Genomic DNA, 21,439 nt, shown 5'->3' on the forward strand with positions numbered 1-21,439 from the left:
TACTCTTTAGTACTATTCTTATTTCCCTTTTTTATAACTCAATTTTTTCCTCCCACCACTCAATCCTTCATTTAATTCCTCCCCCATTCATATTTATATTATCTCTTATTCCTTTATTATTTTGGGGTGTTACGTAGTTTTTCAAGTTCGCTAGATACTAAGTGATGTGATATTGTTTTGTCTTTAAATATATTGACGATATATTGCTTTTCTTTTTCTGTCGCACCTAATTGGTTCACTATATTTATGAGATGCATCTTCATATGTCCTTTTTGTATTCCTGTTGTGATTAATGATCTTATTGCAGCAAAGTTTTGTGCCAGGCCTGCAACGGCTACTATTTGCATAAGTTTTTCTGCGGAAGGATTATTTAATATTTGTAGGGAAGCGATAACTAATGGATGAAGTTTGGTTAACCCTCCTACTATTCCTAAAGATATTGGTAGATCTATCCAAAAATTAAATTCATCATTTTTAATTTCACAATGGGTTAGGCTCGTATATTTACCTTTATGAGATGCATACGTATGGGCACAAGCTTCTACAGCTCGAAAATCATTACCTGTCGCTATCACAACCGAATCTACTCCATTCATAATTCCTTTATTATGGGTAGCTGCTCTGTAAGGTTCTACTTCTGCTATCTTTACTGCTTGTTTAAATTTCCATGCAAATTCTTTCGGAGATATTCCGCTATCGTCTTTTAAATCTTCAATTTTACACTTCACTTCTGCTCTTGCTATACAATCTGGTGTATAGTTGGAAAGTATGGACATGATTATTTGAAAATTTTCCTTTTCTTCTTCATTAAATATATTTGATTTATGGAATTCTTCTTTGAAAGTAATGGAAAACTGCTCTAAACATGAATTGATAAAGTTTGCCCCCATACTATCTTGGGTATTGAAAGAACCTTTTATTTGAAAATAACTTTCAAGTTCTTCAGTTTTATCTACCAATTCTATATCGGTTATTCCTCCTCCTCTTATTCGCATGTTTTTTGTAATATCAATGCTTTCTTTAATTAACTCTTCTTTTAATTGGCATTGAAACCATTGTTGTAATTTAGCTTTATTTCCTTTATATATGAAATGAACATGCCCTAATTTGATATTTCCTAAAAGCTTTGTTTTAAAACCTCCTTTATTTAACCAAAATTTTGCTGACTTTGCAGCGGCAGCAACTACAGAGCTTTCTTCTGTTGCCATAGGTATGGCATATATTTCATTGTTAATTAAAAAATTTGGAGCAATACCATACGGTATATAAAAATTACTAATCGTATTTTCCGTAAATTCATCATGAATTTTTTGCAATTCAGATTTTTGATTCCAATATTGTTTTAAGATATTTTTAAGTTCATTCGAACCCTGGACATATTGCTGAGTTAGCCAGTTTATTTTCTCCTCTTTTGTTAGCTTAGAAAACCCTTCTATAATTTTATTCTTCATTTTTCAATTACAAATAAGTGGGTAACAAAATTAGAACATATATATTTATAATGATAATATTATTTAGCTGAATAAATTTCTTTTACTTTATAAAATAACTATTATAGTATTTCCATACTTGGCTGTGAGTGATAATTTAATTCTAATTATTATTTATATATTTTTTATTATTAATTTATTTTCATATTATTTATTACAGTAAATAAGGCCTTACTAAAGCCTGTTCTTTTACTTATTACATATATCATAATTTGATCAAATATTAGTTTTAATTTTCTTTCTAATTTTTTTGATCAATTACTATTACTATATATTTGTAGTTAAAATCCAAAGTATATGGCAAACCATTATCCTGTAGTCAATATTGAACAGAAACTTGCTTTCGATTTAGCCAATTATACTCATAAAAATTTATTTATAACAGGAAAGGCAGGAACCGGAAAAACTACTTTTTTAAAAGAATTAAAGGAAACTACAAGAAAGAATACAATAGTTGTAGCTCCTACAGGGGTAGCAGCTATCAATGCAGGAGGAGTAACAATTCATTCTTTATTTGGGTTTCCTCTCACTAGTTTTATTCCTTCTAATGATGCATGGATTGATCGTAATATTGCTATTACCAAATTAGAGCTTCATCAACATTTCAGATATAATAAAGATAAGAGAAAATTATTTTCTGAAGTTGAATTGTTAATTATTGATGAAGTTTCTATGCTTCGGGCAGATATTTTGGATGCCATAAATTGGTCTTTGCAATACACAAGAAAGAATTCCGCTCCGTTCGGTGGAGTGCAGCTGGTAATGATTGGAGACATGTACCAACTTCCTCCTGTAATTAAAGACGAACAATGGAATCTTTTAAAAAACTATTATAAAAGCTTGTTTTTTTTTGATGCGTTGGCTCTACAGAAGAACCCTCCGGTTTGTATTGAATTTAAAAAAGTTTACAGGCAGGATGATCCTATATTTATAAATTTATTGAATTCCATTCGATATCAGGATTTTGATTCTATTGATTTTAATTTACTTCATGAAAGATATAATCCTGATTTTGTACCGAACGAGACCGGATATATCACTTTAACCACCCATAATTCAATTGCGAATTCGATTAATGAAAATGAATTACAAAAACTAGAAAAACCTATTAAGTTTTTTGAGGCTATTGTAGATGGAATATTTCCTGAAGCTTCCTACCCTACGGAAATGGATCTTGTATTAAAGGAAGGAACTCAAATCATGTTTATAAGGAATGATACTTCGGGTAATAAAAGATATTTTAATGGTAAAATTGGTATTATTGAAAAAATCGAAGATTTTGATATTTATGTACGCTTTGAAAATCAAAAAGATTCTTTTTTATTGGAACATGAAGTTTGGAAGAATATAAAGTATAGTGTTAATGATGAAACGGGAAAAATAACTGAAGAAATATTAGGCTCGTTTTCTCAATATCCGATTCGGCTAGCTTGGGCTGTAACAATCCATAAAAGTCAAGGTCTGACTTTCGATAAAGTTATTATTGATGCGGGGAAATCATTTGCTTCCGGGCAAGTATATGTTGCTTTAAGTAGATGCCGTACATTGGAAGGAATTATTCTTAAATCAATGATTCGAAATCATAACATTATCCAGGATCAAAAAATTAATGAATTTCAATCTCAAATGTGGAATGTTCATGAATTGGAAAATATACTTAATGAAGAGAAATATAATTTCGGGCTTGAGACTCTTTTTAAATCCTTATCTGTTCATTCTTTGACTTTTGAAATCCAGGATTGGCGAAAAATGACTATAGAAAAGGCTATTCCTAATAGACAAAAAGTATTGGATATAATTTCATCGGTTGATGAATGTCTACATTCTTTGTTATTGGTTAATCAAAAATTTCAACGGAATATTCTTTCTCGTTTTCAAGCTACTACTCCTGATACTAAAAATGAAGTTTGGCAAACGATTGAAAAAAGAGCTAAGGATGCAGTGGAGTATTTTGCTGATGAACTTTTTTGCAAGGTATGGAAACCATTACAAGACCATTATCTCGAATATAAATCTAAATCACGGATAACGCAATATATAAAGTTTATTACCGAATTTGAAAACGAGGTTAAAATAAAAATAAAACTTATACTTTCTACTACTCTTATTGATCAGCGGCTTACTTATAGGGAGCTTGTCTTTACTTCTGATTCGCAGACCGTATCTTCTACTCATAAAAAAGATGATACGGTAGATATAACTTTACAGCTTTTACAGGAAGGAAATGATCTATCAGAGGTAGCTAAATTGAGAAACTTAACGAACTCTACTATCAGTAATCATATTGCTAAACTTATCTCTAAAAATAAAGTATCTGTTTATGATTTTATTTCTAAGGAAAAGTATGATTTGATTGAAAAAAAGTTGATTGAGCTAAATACTAAAGAGCTGAAAATTATAAAAGAATCATTAGGTGATAATTTTTCTTATGATGAGATTAAATTTGTGAGAAGTAATCTAGGTATATAACAATATTGTGAGAGAAATTTAGAAATTTATTTTTCAAAAACACGAATATCTACTCTTCTATTTTTAGCTTTGCATTCAGGTGCGTCATTAGCTTCACAAACCGGATGTTGCGATCCGTATCCTTCTGAGGTTATTCTTTCTGCTTGAATTCCCGATTTTATTAATTCTTCCTGAACAGTTTTTGCTCTTTCTTCAGATACTTTTCTATTGGTTTCTTCGGTCCCTGTGGTATCGGTGTATCCTCCAATTTTTATTTTAGCATTCGGGAATGCTTTCAAAATTTCAGAGATATTTTTTATTTGTTTTCCCGATTCGGTTGTTACAGTAGATTTTCCACTATCGAAATAGACACGATCTAATGTAATCCATCCTTTTCTCTTATCCTCATTAACATTTGTATTTGAATCGTTTAAAAAATTAAATAAGTTAGCTTCTGTAGAATGGTTACCAACTTCCACTATTTCTTTACCATTCGGAAGCTTTATTGTAAATATATTTCCTGTGGCATAAATGAAATTCCCTGTCACTGGATCGAAAGTTCCTTCAATAACTCTTCCTACCTCATTTACTTGCATCGATTGTTGTTTTTCTAACTCTTCTTGTTTTTTTCTATAACACTCACAACTGGTTACAGTAAATATAAACAATAAGGCACTTAAGAACCCCCATAGGGTTCTATATAAATTTTTATTTCTGTACATATTATTAAATTAAGGCATAAAATTTATCTCACACAATATTGTTATAATTATAATCATTATTAGAGTAAATTTACATTAAAATTTTTATTAAGAAAATTTTAAGAGATATTTATTTCTTATATTACACCTTTATAATAAAACGCCTTTCTTTAATTAAATTTTTCTCTTCTAATTTAAGATATATATTTATTTTCATCGTGTATATCAATTATCCATTTAATTTATTTCATTTTATACTTTCTAATTAAATTATCTTGAATTAGACTTATTATTTTCTATATACATATTTACAAAAAAATGTTTCCCGTAATATATTCCCCTTTTATCAGACATTTTTTAATATATACGCTATTTAATTATTTTATACATAATAATTATATTTAAAATTCATTATATTTGATTTTAATACAACAATAATCAAATAATAAAATACAAAAACTTTATATTACTGTCTGCCCTTACCATAAAAGTGGTATATTTAATTATAGCTATAATAATTTTAAATAATACTATTCATTACAACGATTTCAGTACTTTTATAGGAGATATATTTTTTAGATGGGATACGCGTAAATATTATTCTCTAGTTATGAATGGATACCCTCATTCAAACCCTGAATTATTAGTCGAAAAAGATCATATATGGGCATTTTTTCCTTTATACCCCGGAATTATTTATACATTAATGAAGTTGTTTTCAATTAGTTTTAACACAAGTGCGTTTATCTGGTCTATATTCTCTTCAATAACTGCATTTATAGGCATATATTGGTTTTGTATTCATTATTTTAAAGATTCTAATAAATCATTATTTATCACATTATTTTTCATATGCCTACCTTTTAGCTTCTATTTTTCGGGATTTTTAACAGAAAGTACTTTTTTACTTCTATTAGTATTTTCATTTTTGTGTATATATAAAGAAAAATATTTCATTTTCTCTCTATTATCCTCTTTATTAGTACTTGTTAGGGCAAATGGGTATAATCCGTATTTTTTTTTTTTTTTAGAAAATAAAGTATTAATCAAAGTTTTTTTTAAATTTTCGCTTTTTAATATAAAAGATACTATATTAAAATCCTTATTTTTCATTCCTCCTGTTTTAACATTTTTTGCTTATTGCGCTTATCAATATTATATGACTGGTGATTTTTTTGCTTTTATAACGGTTCAAAAGGCTTGGGGAAGAACTGGAGGGCTACCTCATGATTTTTCTATTTTTAGAATACCTATTTTTATATTATTACTATTTTTTATAGTTTATATTCTAAATGTTAAAAAAAATCAGTTAAGCTTTACGTTGCTTATTTTATTAACTTTATTACTCCCTATATCAACGGGTACATTTGGTTCAATTCCTAGATACAGTTGTATTCTTTTCCCTCTTTATATTATTACGGGTAGTGCGATTTATAAGATAAAGGTAAAATGGCTTATTGTAACAATTAGTGTTTTTATACAATTTTACTATTATATTTTATGGTTAAAACTATATTTTGTCACTGCTTAAAAAATATTTTTAATTAAAACCCTCTTCTTTTATTTACTATTATTTAATTATAATATCATACTCAAATAAATGTAAAAATCGTATCTTACTCTTATTATAATTTTTTACCCATTCTAGAATCTATCATTATGATTATATACTAGACAAAATGTATTTATAATTGATACATAAAATTAAATTATTCCTTTTTTTGAATGTAATTTTATCTCTTAACTTAACAGCAGATTAGAAAATAAAATCTAGTTTTTTGATTCATCAATTATATATCTATTGAATTTCCCTTCATAGCAGATATCCTCTTTTGGTAGTAAGCGTTTATCCAAAATTTCCGTATATATATTTTTTATTATTTTGAATTGATTCATATAGATTTGCGACTTTTTATCAAATGAAGGGATTTAAGATTTAACAAACTCTAATATTCTGGCTATTTCTCTATCATAAATCGGCATGTAATTATATATTATATTCCACATTTTGATGGTAAAAGAAAATTGAGAAGTTTCATACTTTCTTTTACAAGGAGTAATTTACAATCTTGCAAGATATCATATTTTGACCTATGATTTCAATTTATGGAATATACTTAAATAAGCATTCACCTTTTATGCAATGGAAAGCTAACCATGAAGTATAATATTTTGAGCTTTTTGAATTAATTATTTATTAGAGATTAAACTTTGATTTAATTGTATTTTTAAATGCTTAGTTTATTACTTCAAATATTCTTTTTTTTATAATAGGCTTATATTGTTCTGTTCCGTAATAAGTTAGATGATTTGAGTCATACATAAATGGGATGTAATTAGACGACATTTTTTTTATTTCATAATTCATTAAATCTATGTAATTATTACCTAAATAATTTTTTAAAAAGTTATTGATATTCAACAAATATTCTTTGTCCTTTAAATTTTCGCTATAAATAGAATATGTGTTTTTTAGATAATAATAAGTAGGATAATCTATTGGATAAATATCTGTTTGTCCTAAATATAGGATTTTAATTTTATACCTATTAAAATAGGTATTAGTAAAATTAATTTTTTCAATTAAGTCTTTTCTTGAAACTGAGTAATTAGAACTTATTATAACTAAATCAATTTTTTCATGATTTTTAGGTATATATACGGTATAAAAATAATTAAATAAATCTATGGGACCTTTAAACTCACCTTTTGATTGTAACATTGGATAAGTAGCATCTGCTGTTACCTGTATATAATGTATATTATTTGTTTCTAAGATGTTGTTTATAGTTTTTGCAAACATTCCAGCATGACTATCCCCTAGAAGTATAACATTTGGTTTATCTTTTGATACAGTAAGATATTCTTTTTTATAATCTTCAAATTCTTGGGTATGTAAAAGATGCTTTATACCTAAGTTATATTGCTCTTTGGCTTCATTACTATATTTATACTTATCGGTAATATTTATCAAATTTCCAATCTTACTATATACCATTGCATCAATCCTTGTCAAAATAAATGAAATAAAAAATATAATGAAACTACCTAATAGTATGTATTTTACTTTATTTTCATATTTATTTTTTTCAATGCAATGATAGGAGATTATTGAAAAAATAATCGATAATAAAATAAAAAAAAATTTGTGCCTTAATCTTGTTGCTAGTCCTAAAAAAAGACTCATAACATAAAATGGCCAATGGTATAAATATATAGAATAGGATAAATATGCGATTTTTTCAATAATTTTATTTCTATATATACCCCAATTATGATTTAATGAAATTATAGTTGAAGCGCTCATTACTGGTAAAACTGTTAATAAGTTAGGCCAAATTCCTTTATGCTCTTTTGCGCAAATAAAATATATTATCACTATAAAAGATAAAGTAATTATCAAAATTTTAATTTTATCCGATATTTTATTCATTGTTTTTTCACTCAAAAATGCTGTCCCACCCAGCATCATTTCCCATGCTCTAGTATAAAATGTATAAAATGAATAGGAATTACTATAAATATTATGATAGAGCATAGATGTGAATGAAAATAATATCAATAAGCAAAAAATAAGAGCAAATCTATATTTATTGGATAAGTAAGTTTTTTTAAAAATCAATAAAATTAAAGGATATAGCAAATAAAATTGCCACTCAACTGATAACGACCAAGTGTGTAATAAAAAATTATATTGTGAAGATTGGTCGAAATATCCATTGTTAAAATAATAATATATGTTTGAAAAAAATAAACTACTGGAAAAGGCACTTCTTAAATAAACTAAAAATTGAGTAGGTAAAAGAAAAAATATAATCATTAAAAAAAAAACAATCATAAATAATAAAGCCGGAAATATCCTAATAATTCTACGTTTATAAAAATTTAATATATTAAAATTATCAGAATTAAAACCAGATAAGATAATTTTAGTCATGAGGTATCCTGATATTACAAAAAAAATGTCAACTCCAATAAATCCGCCACGAAACATCGAAAAGTTAAAATGGTAAAATAAAACTGAAATCACTGACAGAGCTCTTAAAAAAGAGATATCATATCTGAAATTTGTAATCATATTCAAAAATATTAATTTCAGATTAATTGCAAAAAAACTTTTAAATAAAATTAAAATTATTATATAATAATAAAAATTTACAATATTAACGCACAAAAAAAAACATTTATTTAATTAAATGAGATAGTAAAAATTAAATTTAATAGTTACTAATAAAAACAGTAACATTATAAAAAGATTAAATCATGATTACATCACAAAAATCATTAAGAAAAAATTAGAAGTTTTAGGATTAGACCAACAATTAGGAAATATTTCAAAAGCCTCTAAGATTTGCGCTATAGCCAAGTAGATCCTATCGTTTTATAAAACTATATGAACAAGGCGGAAGCTTAGCCTTATAGGAACTCGACATAAATCTATTATTAAAAATAGTAGTAATACATCTATTGAAAGCCAGGTAGTAAGTAATTTTAGCTATTGATAATCTTGCTTTATGTAAGATAAGGGTTAGTTTTGAGATAAATAAAATGAAATTCTGATTCTCTATTTCAGTAGGCAGAGTTCATAGTTTTAACTCCTCCGGCATAATTTACAGATCTTCCAATTACGTTAAAAACATTAGAAGCCAAAGTTGTCCAAGAGGGCTATATCCTGATTGAATCTCAAATTATAGTCTTAGAAAAGACGAAAGAAAAGAAAGTAGCACATGGAGAAATAGAAACTCCTCATTATTATTATTTGGTGCACAGAACACTTATTGTAACAATAACCTTAAAGGGGGGAACATATTTATCAGCAAACAAAGCAAACATTTATTGATACTTACTCAGCTTTATGACAGAAAGTAATCTTTGGTGACTGGTGAAATATTAAATGCACCAGGCGATTACATTCCTTGATGAGCATGAATTAAGGTTATTTCATGTATTAATTGACAGAGGAACCGAGTACTATGGATTAAGAGGGCAGTAAGAGTATCAGTTATATCTTGCCATTAAAAATATCGGCCATACTTAAACAAAGGCGAAAATTCTAAAAAAACAAAGGAAATCTGAGAAAGACCCTATAGAAATATATAAGAAGAGTTTTGTACCGTAGCTTTTAGAAAGAAAATATACAGAAATATAGATGAGATATATCAGGTACTAAACAATTGGATATGATTTATAACAATAAAAAAACTCTTTTAGGAAAATACTATTATGTCAGAACTCCAATGCAGACTTTCATTGATAGTAAGGACATTGCTAAAGAAAAACGCTTGAAAAAAAATAATGCAACAACATATTCTTCCCTTTGGAAATCAAGATCGTCTTGATAAGAACCATAAAACAGAAATCTGACAACCATAGTAAATTCACAACTGCCAGATTAAGTATTTACTATTACATAAAACAAGGACAAAGATTTATAAATACAGGGGTATCCCTATTTTTGAATACACCCTGGATGGACAACTTGTCGGACATTATACTAGTATCTCCGAAGCCTCCCGAGCCACAAGCTTAGTCCATGAAGGCATAGAACAGTCCGTACGGGAATTTTATACAGTTAGGCGGTTTTTGGGGGGAAAAAGTTTGTAAACTATTGGAAATAAAAAATGGAATGTATTAAAATTAAACACATTCCATTTTTATATAGTAATCGCAAAAGGATAAACCTCCAACCTTGTAACCTACTTATTTTCCATCATATAACAAATTTTATATTGACCAGGGGTATGTATAGGGGCAATTATTTACAATTATCAAATTCAATTATTATCCACTACATTTATACTTATTTGCCTTTTATTCGCAAAACATTATAAGTATTATATTAAAATTAATGCTATTTTTTAATAGGATCATTTGATGTTCTTATTTTTATCTTTTAATATAAGATAAGAACAACTTCCTTTATTTTATCTGATAAGAACAAAAAATAATTATATTTGAAAAACAAATGTTTTTCTTATTTTTATTATGAATTCCGAATTAAAAAAGGATTTTTATCAGTCTGTTAGCGCCAATCGAGTTATTTTAGGCGAGAAAATTACTGAATTTAGACATTTTCGCTTGTTTAAACTAAATTGTTTAAAACAAACAGAAAACAGTTTAATTTTTGAATATATACTCCTTGATCAAAAAATGGAAGGAACAGCCCTAATCCATCAATGGACAAAAGATTTAGAATTATTACAAAACAGATTATTATTTAAAACAGATTTATATGGAAATATTATATCAATAGAAAATATTTCAGAACTTCAAAATAAATGGAAATCAGAATTTAAAAGTTTTCTTACTAAAAAATATACTCAAGAAGGAAGCCGTCAATTAATAGAAAACACAGAACAGATATTGTATAATAAACAAGAATTTGAACAACAATTTTTTGGATATAGTTTTCTTAGGACACTATTTCATGGGTATTATAATGTAAAAGAACTTACAGAAAGCTCATTATCTTTAAAAAATTACTTTGGACAATTAGATTTAGAGCTTACTATACAATCTAAAAAAGAAAATAATAATATTACCAATACTGCTATACTAAATAAAGAACTATTTAAACAAAAAGAATTTACTCAGTTAATTAGAGATATTACACATACCTATAATCTTAAAGTTGATTTAACTATTGATTTAGAAGAAATATTTTCTTTTAATGAACAAGGGCAGATAAAAGAATCATCTTTATATTTAGAAACTGCTGTTCCTGATATTTATTATATTATTACTGCTCATCAAACAAGTTTGGTTGAGCAAGAAGAACATAAAAACACTTTAAATTTAGAATTATGGGAAAACTAAAACATGTGCCTGATAAAAGTTTTCTTACCTGTGATAAAGGCTCTCTAATTACCCAGATTAAAGTAACTCATAATGGAAACGGACATTTATATGGGCAAAAATGGGTAACCGAAGCAGATGTAGTACCTAATGAAAATATCATACCTTTTGGTAGTTGTAAAATAAGCGGAACATGTAAATATGAACCTATATACTGGGATAAATGTCAAGATGGGTTTAAAATAAATGGATTTAAACCTATATTTGAAAATGCTTGTCTCCTGTGTAAAAAAGGAGGTAAAATAACTGTTGACTTTGACACACCTCAAAGCATTTTACAAGAAATGGCAGAATCTTTAAAAGAACCAGAACATTGGATTTTAGGATTAGCTATTGGAAATGAACAAGGAATGACCCTGGCTGATAAGTTTAAAGCAGATGCTGGACTATTTCAATCGCATAGAAATAATTATCTAAATAATCAGGGGGCTAGAAATATCCGTAATATAAGTGGTGATTTTGGAGAAATGCAAAATCGGTTAGATTATAAGGCAAAAGGGTATCAGATTAGAAGTACAAATCCTGTGGGAAGCAATATTCCAGGTACAAGAATGAAACCTATTGATATTACTGCTTATGCCCCTAAAAGCGGTATGGATATAATAGATGAAACCAAATTTAAAAGTGGAAGCGGAATTCCTCAGACCAATTCTAAACCTACACGATCAGGAAGGCAGGGAAGTACTCGATGGTTTCAAGACAGACTTAATGTTTCTATGTCGGCAAATGATGCCAATAGAATACGAGGTAAGATGAGAAATAACTCTCCACAACTTCAAAAAGTAATTACCAAAGTAGAACCTAATGGAAATATAACACGATATCAATTAAATCCTAATGGAACTACAGGAAATCCAGTAAATATAGGGGCTGCTAATACTTACAGGGGAAACAGTAAAGCTACAATTTTTTTAAATAATGTAGGGCGGAATATACAGGCTAATAATGGGGTCGCTTCTGCCAACCGTTGGTTTACCCAAAATGCTCATACAATTGCTAAAGTAGGAAAGGTTACAGGTAGGGGATTAATCGTAGTGGGCATTGTTTTTGAAGGTTACAATATTTATTCTGCTTACCAGGAAGAAGGAGAAGTAGGAGATAAAACTAAAAAAGCTGTAAGTAGTGCTTCGGGAGCTTTAGTTGGAGGTATTGCAGGATCTAAAATTGGAGCAACTATAGGAGCATTAGGCGGTCCCGTTGGCGTAGTAGTTGGGGGGATAGTTGGTGGGGTAGTTGGTGCAATTGTAGGTAGTGGAGTAGGGAAATGGATTGCCAGTTGGTTTTAAAAGTAGTAAAAATAACATGAGTTACAGACCTTTATTATATCCTAATAGAAATATTTCCTCAGAAAGATATTTTGAATTTGAAGGAGGAGCTGCTTTACCTTTATTTTGGGCTACTCTTTTTAATGAGGAAGTAATAAACAAGCTTAAACCTAAACTGGAATATGTTGAAAAATTATCGGAAGGAGAATATGAAATTTTTAATGCATCAGAGGAAAATATACCTTATTTTGAATTAGAAATAGGAATAGAAAATTTTATAAGAAATAAAGAAAAAGGTATAGATTATATTTCCAGATTATACCCTGATTATTTACCTTTATATAAAGATTTTATTGAGTTTATAGCTCCTGAAAATAAAGATGACTTTATTCTAATTAACATCTTTGATTTTTTTCAGGATACAGATAACGCTGATGATACCTCAAAATTTCTATTAGATACAATACAGCCTATTCAACAAAATGATTTGTATTGTGAATACAATGAAAATCTTATATTTATTGTAGGATATTATGAAGAGAGGTTTGCCTCCTACTCTAAAATATATAATGATTGGATAATAAGAGTTGAAAAACAATGGGAAGAGGAACAGCATATATGGGAGAAAAAAGAAAGAACAATGAAATACAAGGTATTGAATTTCATTCAAAAACAATTACCTTTAATTACTACTATATTAGCTGGAGCTTCATTAGCTTTCTTTTTTATCCTAGTTGGTAAAGAAAAAATTTATGAAGTAAAAACTTTTATATTGTTACCTTTAAGTCTATGTATGCTTTACATTTCATATAAAATAACTAAATAAATTAAATGCAATGAGTTTTTGGAAAGATTTAAAAAATGCTTTTAGCGGAAAAGACCCTAACCAGGCATTTAAAGAAAGAATGCAACAGGAACAACAACAGATATTAGATAGTAAAGATAAAGAAGGAGTTCGGGATAAGGTTATAACTAGCAAAAATTTCTTTACCCAACAAATTGAAAAAACTGAAAAATATATTAATGAATTAAATCAAGAATATATCCAGAAAAAAAAAGAAGAACCTAATTTCGATTTTTCAGGATATTTTAATGATTTTAATATAGAGTACAGTCATTTAATCAGAGCTAAATATAGTAAAGGGGATGAAATAAAAACTATACTTCCTGATTGTAGTATACTTATGGAAGTTGCAAATAAATTTTGGTCTCCCAATATGGATTATTCTGATGGAGGAGATATGAATCTAATGAGTCTGTTAGAGATAATTTCTCTAGGCATACTTGCAGAGGTAGATAAAGAATATTTTGAGGATTTGGCAACTACTATAAAAGAAAAAAAATTTCAAGACTTCGTTATTGATTATTTTATAAATAGCCAAATACCTGATTATCCCATAAGAGAAAAATTACTAATAGATGATAACAAATCTGTAAACTTCTTTGTTGACATATTAAAAACCGAAGATAAAATCGAAGCAGTTAAAAAATTAAAAATATATTTAGATAAATATTATTACACTCTTGAAAATTTAGATTATGAATACAATACGCATAAATTTGAAAATGGCAGAAACTTCTACGGATACTGGTGTTGGGAAGCAGGAGCTTTAGTAAACGTTAAAGGTTTAGATGATGGTATTTTAAGATATAATCAATTTTATCCTTATGATTTTGTTCATTGGAAAGACAAAGACATAAATAAACCGAAAAAACCTACTTTTTTGAATGAGTAAATTCACAGCTGCAAGATTAAGTATTTGCTATTACATAAAACAAGGACAAAGATTTATAAAGACAGGGGGATCCCTATTTTTGATACACCCTGGATGGACAACTTGTCGGACATTATACTAGTATCTCCGAAGCCTCCCGAGCCATAAGCTTAGCCCATGAAGGCATAGAACAGTCCGTACGGGAATTTTATACAGTTAGGCGGTTTTTTGGGAAAAAATAGAAGCAGAAAGACGCAAAGAGATACCACGCAAATCTACACTCTGTTAGATAAAAACGGCAAACCAGTATGATCTTTATAGCCGTTAAGAAATTATGTATTGGAATACTCGGAATAAGTGCCTGTGCAAACAATATTGTAAAAATATCCGGAGGAGGATTTCTGAAAAAAAGAAAAGCATTCCGAAAATATGAAGGTAACAGATGTTCCCTCCAATAAATATCTAGAAATAAGCAGATATCTGATTATCTATAAATAATTAACTTGAAGCTATAAAGCTGTATAATAAAAACCGATTCTACTTATCCCTATCCATCAACTTATCCAACCATTCCAGTTCTTCCTCCGGAATGAGGTTTTTGATTAAAGTAAGTAAATTATATATATCCCATTTATCATGTTCAATAAAATCGGGAGATTCTATTTCAGCCATCAAAGCCGTCTGTGCTACTTTCACAAGAGACTTTAGAATATATCCCAACTCACGATAATTATTTATATACAGATAATGTTCCAAGGCAGAGGATAAACTATCTACATTTTCCGATTGTATATTCAGTTCTGGCTTGTCCTTTTACAAAAGTAAAATTAACCTGTTAGGGTGGTTTATCCAACAACCCGATTCGTATATTCAACAAGCTATTCTTGTAAATAACAAAAGCTGTAATTTTTTGCTATTTTTTCATACATTTGCTATCATATACCTTACCATGATCAATACAGAACTACAACCTAACAAAGCCCATCACGGAAGAAACATCAAAAGGCTACGAGAGATGCTGGGCATAAAGCAGGAAGTTATAGCCATAGAACTTGGTATTACCCAACAGGCTGTTTCAGCCCTTGAGAATAAAGAACAGATAGAAGAAGGAACAATACAAAAAATAGCGCAAGCATTGAAAGTTCCTGCGGAAGCTATCAAGAATATGACGGATGAAGCTACGGTTAACTTCATCAACAATTTTAATGATAATGCAGTTAATCATGGTACAAATACTAATTATAATTGCACTTTCAATCCTTTAGATAAAGTAGTAGAATTATATGAACGGATGTTGAAATCAGAAAAGGAAAAAAATGAGTTTTTAAAAAAACTATTGGATAAATAAATGAAGGGGTTTAAAAACCTCTTTTTTGTTTTTAGTTTTTTTTTATAGTTGAAATTCCTTGCCGTTTAACAGGGTTGAAAAACATAAAGCAGGATATAGGGGGAGGTTTTAAAAAGAGAAGAAAAATAATTGAAACTCAATTCGTGTGGAAAAAGTTTGTAAACTATTGGAAATAAAAAATGGAATGTATTAAAATTAAACACATTCCATTTTTATATAGTAATCGCAAAAGGATAAACCTCCAACCTTGTAACCTACTTATTTTCCATCATATAACAAATTTTATATTGACCAGGGGTATGTATAGGGGCAATTATTTACAATTATCAAATTCAATTATTATCCACTACATTTATACTTATTTGCCTTTTATTCGCAAAACATTATAAGTATTATATTAAAATTAATGCTATTTTTTAATAGGATCATTTGATGTTCTTATTTTTATCTTTTAATGTAAGATAAAACCAGTTGAAGTATGTTTACTATTCTTTCATTCTTTCGTAAACATATTTAGGAATCTTTTTTAAATCCTTTTTTTTCTCTTTCATTAATTTATAATATTTTTGATATGATTTTTTAGCATCTTGATAATCCGTCATAGCCCATTGAGCATCAGCTAAATTTAACCATGCGACAACTCTTGTTGGATATTGACATGTTATTATATCTAATAAAGAAATTGATTCTGGATACGCTCCTGATTGCCCTAAATAATATGCAATATCATTATATTTATCAACATTCTGGAAAGAGAGGGGAGTACAATATAAATAAGGTTTTATTTTTAATGAATAATCTCCAACAATAATATTTGTATTTGATTGCTGAAAAGACATTTTCACTTGTTCATAAAAAGAGTTGAAATTTAGATTAGAACAATCATATTTTTCATTTAATACTTCAAATTTATGGGTGGAAAAATTAAATCTATATTGTTTTGTCTTATTTATGGATACAATATAATCTAAACCAGTTGAAGACTCATAATGCGCCTCCTTAATTTTTATAAAAAATTCACTTGAAGTTAATTTTCCAGAATAAATATCCGCAGCCCCTTCTCCTCCTAATCGGCCAGAAATAACCAAATTATCTAAATAACTGCCGTTTTCCGAAAAGGCGTTTACTAAATATACATCGCTTTCGCCTGCTTCTCCTTCGCTTAGTAGAGAAAAATTATAGATAATGAATTTTAAATTATTTATTTCAAATTTCCCTGTAACCTTCAACGTATCAATAATAAAATAACTTTTATCAAAATCATAATTAAAAAAAATGTCATCACATTTTTTTCCTGTAAGCAGTTCCAAACTTTTTGTATCTATTGGAAATTTTAAATAAGGTAATGACTCATAAAAATCATTAAAACTTACACTTTTGGATATATTTTTTGTTTTAAATAAGGTCGATTCTTTAGGTGCGTAATATTCTCCAGCAGGATCTTTTGTAATCATCCATCTTAATAAACCATCAACAATAACAATTTTAGCGTTTCCATTTTTTGCATCAAAAAAACTGTTAAATACCGCCTCAATAGTATTATCTTTTATAATACCTTTTATATTAAATATTTCATCAGTATCACAATCTATTTTTCTTCCCCCTTTAGCAACAGCACAATATTGTCCAAATATGCTATCTCCTTTTATTTGGCTAAAATTAATTGAAAATGTATTATCTGAACTTCCTTTTTCTTCCCATTTTCCAAGTAATTCATTTTTATTTTCATAAGGTGTGTTTTTCTGAGCGTTTATTTTTATACAAGAGCTAAAAAATAGTAAAATAAATAAACATATATGCAAGTCTAAGTTTTTCATTGTTTCTAAATTCATTTATCAATTCTGTTTAACCTCTCAATTAAAAATTTAAGATTTTTTGTTCGTTCTATCTTTTTATCATAAGCCGAATTTATAATATTGTTTTTACGTATTTTCACTATCCTATTTAATAATTCTCTCTACTTTTCGATATTATAGTATTTCTTATAATATCATCATCTATTATAATGGGTTATTCAAATTCATTAACTAATAACTTCTGAACTTCTCTTCTTTCCCCTCCTCAGTTTATCGTCCAGTCATATATCATTACTTCTACTTTATCATCATTTACTTTACAAAACCTCTTAGGCTACCAATATATCATTTCCTATATAATTTTGTAGTTTGTTTTGTGATTTTTTAAGATTATTAAGAGTAGGTTCTACTCCTAAATCTTCTTTTGCATATGCGCACCATGACTTATGTTATTCCCTTATTGATAGCTTCTTTTAAATCATCAAAATCATTTACATATTCCCTTTCATGTTCTAAGATAATTGGGGATACTTTCCTAAATTTCAAATCACGATCATAAAAAACCTCCTCTTTTTGTTCCTAAACAATTACAAATATTGGTAAAACCTAATTCTTTAGCAAGAATTACTATACTTTTACCATTAACGCCATTCATGGAATTAACAAAATATTTATCTTGTAAATTTTCTAAACTCAAAGTCCTTACATCATAATGAACCTAAATAGTGGTATAAACTCCTTTCGGATTCTATTACGAGTACTAGGCTTTAATGCTATAACATTTTTTTCAAAAATTAAATTTCCTAGTTCCTTAGAAGTTGTGGTATTTTTTAAACTATTTTACATTAAAAAATCTAGTATATTCTTGTCTAAAATCAACGACAGATATTGTTTTATATTTCCTTTCTTCATTCTTATATAATATAACATACCAATAAAGATCCCTATCATGATTTTTTATCTGAACTAATTTGTTATTTTTGTTTTTGTACATGATATGCACCGAATCAGATATTATCTTGTATGTTTTATTTATAGAATCTAAGTAATTATAAATTTCGGCCCTATAATAGTTTGCATCATCTGCTATTATATAAAAATCTTCTCCTTTAATTCTTTTTATCTTATTTATGGTTTTTGCGCTAGGATAGATTATTAAAACTGTGTCTTTATCTAAAACAAAATTATTTAAACTAATTTTAGGATTATATTTTGTATCATTATTTTTGGGTGGTAAGGAACAACTCAAAAATAACAATATTAAAACAAAATGTATAAAAATTATTTTTTTCATAAGTTATTGAACTATTATTTAAATGATAATTAATATTTTTTGTGTTTGAAGCCTCACTGTATCATAAAAATCATTAGGATTAATTACTAATTCGATAGTAATATCGAAAACATTAAGTATATTAGTATCTTTACAATGTCTAGATACTTTAAAAGTGTCCTAATTTTATTATCTTTTTTTGACTTTTAGTATACATGATGTAAAACCCAGCAAAATTATTAAAAAATAATTATTGCCTTCATAATATTTGTTTTTAACTTGCGGAACCTTCTTTATGTTTTTTAGCTCCTTTTCTTAAATCATTAGGCTCTATTTCTTCTAATGGAATTAAATCTCCCTCATAATCATTAGTGGTTAACAATTATTTAAATAATAGATAAAATAAGTGCGATTTTTTCGAATATGTTTATTGGATGTTTTTTACCCCTTTTTTATTGTTTTTTGAAAAATAAGATAAATGGATAAAGATCGGATAACGTTAATTTATTTTTTGATACCTTCCATTAACATACTGTAAAGTATATTGATTTGTAAAATTTTCTTCTCTTTCAATACAAGGATAATCTTTAAATTCATCTTCTATTGTTATACCTTTATCCCTTTCAAAAAATGTATGGTTTTCAGTATTTTTAACAATAATATTTTTAAAATTATTAGTTTGTTTATCCGATATTATTAATACAGATTTCATTGTTTCTGTATCTCCCTCACAACCAGAATATTCTCCTCGGGTATAGTTTGTAATCAAACTATCTAAAACCATTTGCAAGGTCTTATTTTTTTGAATAAACAAAGATATTGTAGAGGAAGTATAATGTCCATGCCTTCTGAAATTATTGTGATGGACTACTATTCCAAAAGCCCTATATTCCTCATTCAAAATAAATAATCCGGTATCTATTGAAATTGAACCCAGTTTAATGGCATCAGAAATTTCAACAAATTCATCAGGGTAATAGGAAATTACTTTTTCACTAGTGGTATCGATTAGAAGGATATGTAAGTTAACATCAAATTCATCATCTTCATTACGACTTTCAGAGATATATTCGGGAATTACAATAACAGTTTGATCTGCATAAGGTAATTTTTTTTGAACAATTAGATGCATAGCGCAATCATTTTCTTCTAAGCCTAAATATTTTAAAGCAATTGTTTCAAATTTCGAATTATCATTATCTTTCTTTCCGTTAAGTTGTTTTTCTGTTAATACAACAGTATTAGCATCCATACAAAAACATAAAAAGAATACAATAACTGTAATTAATCTCATAGTAGTTAAATTTTTAGTTCCTGAAACTGTCTAGATATTATTTTAATTTAAATCCCTAACTATTCAAAAATATAAGCATATTCTAAGGCTTCCTTCAAATGAGGTAAATTATAATAATTATTCATTTCAAAATTCTTTTCTATTTCCTTCCATTCTTTTTCATCTCCTCTATTTGAATAATAATATATACTCCCTAATATGTTCCAACGATTGTTATCTCTAATGTTTTTATATTTCATAAAAAGATAATCGTAGGTATTTGATTTATATGCTAATATTTTGTAGGCTTCCTTTTCTGTCCATTTATTCGGGTTTTCATAAACTTCATAATGATAGAGAGCTTTGGCATAGTCATGGGTGTTTTCTTCATCGGTTGTTTTCTGCTCTATATATTTTAATATATCTTCACGTATCTCTAATTCCCCTTTGCAATTCCTTACAAATACATAATTATTTATAAATTCTACTGCTTTTGAACGATTCCTCTGCATTACCCAATCTAATAAGTCCTTATCTTTAGTATAACCAAAGGTAATTACTAAGGATTCTAAAAAATATTCATCATTAACTTTCAACCATGCTAAGCTTGACTTGCTATCATTAAATAAATATTTATTGCGGTTGACCAAAATTTGGATATTATTATTTCTATTTTCATTTAAATCTTTTACATCTTTCCATTTTGTAACATATACCTCAAAACCATATTTACTAATTCTTTTATCTGATATAGAATTTTCTTCCTCAAAAATTTTTGGATATTTTTTTTTATAATCTATCAGTTCTGGAATAAAAAGAGGTTCTAATATAAATTTTTTATCAAATAAAATAAATAAAGGAGAATTATTACTTGTAACATAATTAATATCAAGTTGATAAACAATTGAATCTCTTGAACAAGGATATTCTATAAGAAAATTAACAATATTTTGTTTGCTGTTAAACCTAAAAATTTCTTTTATTTTATTTTCAAACTCTGCTTGTGAAGGAAATTTATACTCTTGAGTTTTTAATATATTCTCTGATAATTCTACGCATGCTTTCATATCTTTATCTGAATATAGGTATGTAGAACCACCATCCAAACCAGGTTCGTTTTCTGAATATCCTGCTAAAACTTGCTCTTTTAATATATTTTCTATGTTATCAGACATATTCTTTTTATTTTCAATTTTAGTATATATTTTTTGACTTTTAGTACATGATATAAAACCTATCAACGTTATTAAAAAAATAATTGTTTTCTTCATAATA

At 27.5% G+C, this 21,439-nt stretch carries 18 protein-coding genes; 9 read left to right on the top strand and 9 right to left on the bottom strand.

The features are described from left to right. Positions 1 to 116: 116 nt before the first annotated feature. Positions 117 to 1,451: a hydroxymethylglutaryl-CoA reductase gene (locus Q0T35_RS02525; RefSeq protein ID WP_293919292.1), complete on the bottom strand. Its 1,335-nt coding sequence runs from the start codon at positions 1,449 to 1,451 to the stop codon at positions 117 to 119. Between the two features lie 336 nt (positions 1,452 to 1,787). Between Q0T35_RS02525 and Q0T35_RS02530 the strand changes: the two genes are divergently transcribed. Beyond that, positions 1,788 to 3,959, top strand: coding sequence for a helix-turn-helix domain-containing protein (locus Q0T35_RS02530; protein ID WP_293919293.1), 2,172 nt, complete (start codon positions 1,788 to 1,790; stop codon positions 3,957 to 3,959). Between the two features lie 26 nt (positions 3,960 to 3,985). Here Q0T35_RS02530 and Q0T35_RS02535 read toward each other — a convergent pair whose 3' ends face one another. Continuing rightward, positions 3,986 to 4,660, bottom strand: coding sequence for an OmpA family protein (locus tag Q0T35_RS02535; RefSeq protein ID WP_293919294.1), 675 nt, complete (start codon positions 4,658 to 4,660; stop codon positions 3,986 to 3,988). A 2,215-nt stretch (positions 4,661 to 6,875) separates the two neighbouring features. After that, on the bottom strand, positions 6,876 to 8,717 hold the full coding sequence (locus tag Q0T35_RS02540) for an acyltransferase family protein (RefSeq protein WP_295840846.1): 1,842 nt from the start codon (positions 8,715 to 8,717) through the stop codon (positions 6,876 to 6,878). 1,102 nt (positions 8,718 to 9,819) lie between these two features. Between Q0T35_RS02540 and Q0T35_RS02545 the strand changes: the two genes are divergently transcribed. The 7 genes from Q0T35_RS02545 to Q0T35_RS02575 all read left to right on the top strand — a co-directional run bounded on the left by Q0T35_RS02545 (position 9,820) and on the right by Q0T35_RS02575 (position 14,932). Continuing rightward, positions 9,820 to 9,978: a hypothetical protein gene (locus Q0T35_RS02545; protein WP_295840847.1), complete on the top strand. Its 159-nt coding sequence runs from the start codon at positions 9,820 to 9,822 to the stop codon at positions 9,976 to 9,978. Further along, the gene (locus Q0T35_RS02550; protein WP_295813009.1) at positions 9,975 to 10,169 is read left to right on the top strand and encodes a hypothetical protein; all 195 of its coding nucleotides are present in this window, start codon (positions 9,975 to 9,977) and stop codon (positions 10,167 to 10,169) included. The genes Q0T35_RS02545 and Q0T35_RS02550 overlap by 4 nt, the downstream gene beginning before the upstream one ends. A 455-nt stretch (positions 10,170 to 10,624) precedes the next feature. Next, entirely contained in the window at positions 10,625 to 11,455 is an 831-nt protein-coding gene (locus Q0T35_RS02555; RefSeq protein WP_295840849.1) for a hypothetical protein, read from the top strand. Then, positions 11,443 to 12,780 carry a PAAR-like protein gene (locus tag Q0T35_RS02560; RefSeq protein ID WP_295840850.1) on the top strand — a complete coding sequence of 446 codons (1,338 nt, stop codon included), beginning with the start codon at positions 11,443 to 11,445 and terminating at the stop codon, positions 12,778 to 12,780. The genes Q0T35_RS02555 and Q0T35_RS02560 overlap by 13 nt, the downstream gene beginning before the upstream one ends. Positions 12,781 to 12,796: 16 nt before the next feature. Continuing rightward, a complete protein-coding gene (locus Q0T35_RS02565; protein WP_295840851.1) occupies positions 12,797 to 13,585 on the top strand; it encodes a hypothetical protein in 789 nt (262 codons plus the stop codon). Between the two features lie 10 nt (positions 13,586 to 13,595). Continuing rightward, complete coding sequence (locus tag Q0T35_RS02570) at positions 13,596 to 14,495, top strand: PoNe immunity protein domain-containing protein (protein WP_295840852.1); 900 nt, start codon at positions 13,596 to 13,598, stop codon at positions 14,493 to 14,495. 287 nt (positions 14,496 to 14,782) lie between these two features. After that, entirely contained in the window at positions 14,783 to 14,932 is a 150-nt protein-coding gene (locus Q0T35_RS02575; protein WP_295840853.1) for a hypothetical protein, read from the top strand. 79 nt (positions 14,933 to 15,011) lie between these two features. Here Q0T35_RS02575 and Q0T35_RS02580 read toward each other — a convergent pair whose 3' ends face one another. After that, entirely contained in the window at positions 15,012 to 15,170 is a 159-nt protein-coding gene (locus Q0T35_RS02580; protein WP_295840854.1) for a hypothetical protein, read from the bottom strand. Positions 15,171 to 15,423: 253 nt separating this feature from the next. Between Q0T35_RS02580 and Q0T35_RS02585 the strand changes: the two genes are divergently transcribed. Beyond that, entirely contained in the window at positions 15,424 to 15,822 is a 399-nt protein-coding gene (locus Q0T35_RS02585; protein WP_295813025.1) for a helix-turn-helix transcriptional regulator, read from the top strand. Positions 15,823 to 16,307: 485 nt separating this feature from the next. Here Q0T35_RS02585 and Q0T35_RS02590 read toward each other — a convergent pair whose 3' ends face one another. The 5 genes from Q0T35_RS02590 to Q0T35_RS02610 form a co-directional block, all read right to left on the bottom strand. Next, the gene (locus Q0T35_RS02590; RefSeq protein ID WP_295840855.1) at positions 16,308 to 17,654 is read right to left on the bottom strand and encodes a hypothetical protein; all 1,347 of its coding nucleotides are present in this window, start codon (positions 17,652 to 17,654) and stop codon (positions 16,308 to 16,310) included. A gap of 517 nt (positions 17,655 to 18,171) precedes the next feature. After that, entirely contained in the window at positions 18,172 to 18,315 is a 144-nt protein-coding gene (locus Q0T35_RS02595; protein ID WP_295813032.1) for a hypothetical protein, read from the bottom strand. A 138-nt stretch (positions 18,316 to 18,453) separates the two neighbouring features. Further along, on the bottom strand, positions 18,454 to 18,912 hold the full coding sequence (locus Q0T35_RS02600) for a hypothetical protein (RefSeq protein WP_295840856.1): 459 nt from the start codon (positions 18,910 to 18,912) through the stop codon (positions 18,454 to 18,456). 478 nt (positions 18,913 to 19,390) lie between these two features. Next, positions 19,391 to 20,185 (bottom strand): hypothetical protein, encoded by a 795-nt coding sequence (locus Q0T35_RS02605; protein WP_295840857.1) that lies wholly within the window; start codon positions 20,183 to 20,185, stop codon positions 19,391 to 19,393. Between the two features lie 59 nt (positions 20,186 to 20,244). Further along, positions 20,245 to 21,435: a hypothetical protein gene (locus Q0T35_RS02610; RefSeq protein ID WP_295840858.1), complete on the bottom strand. Its 1,191-nt coding sequence runs from the start codon at positions 21,433 to 21,435 to the stop codon at positions 20,245 to 20,247. Positions 21,436 to 21,439 lie beyond the last annotated feature (4 nt).

It is taken from the genome of uncultured Apibacter sp., from assembly GCF_946479295.1.
Taxonomy (GTDB): domain Bacteria; phylum Bacteroidota; class Bacteroidia; order Flavobacteriales; family Weeksellaceae; genus Apibacter.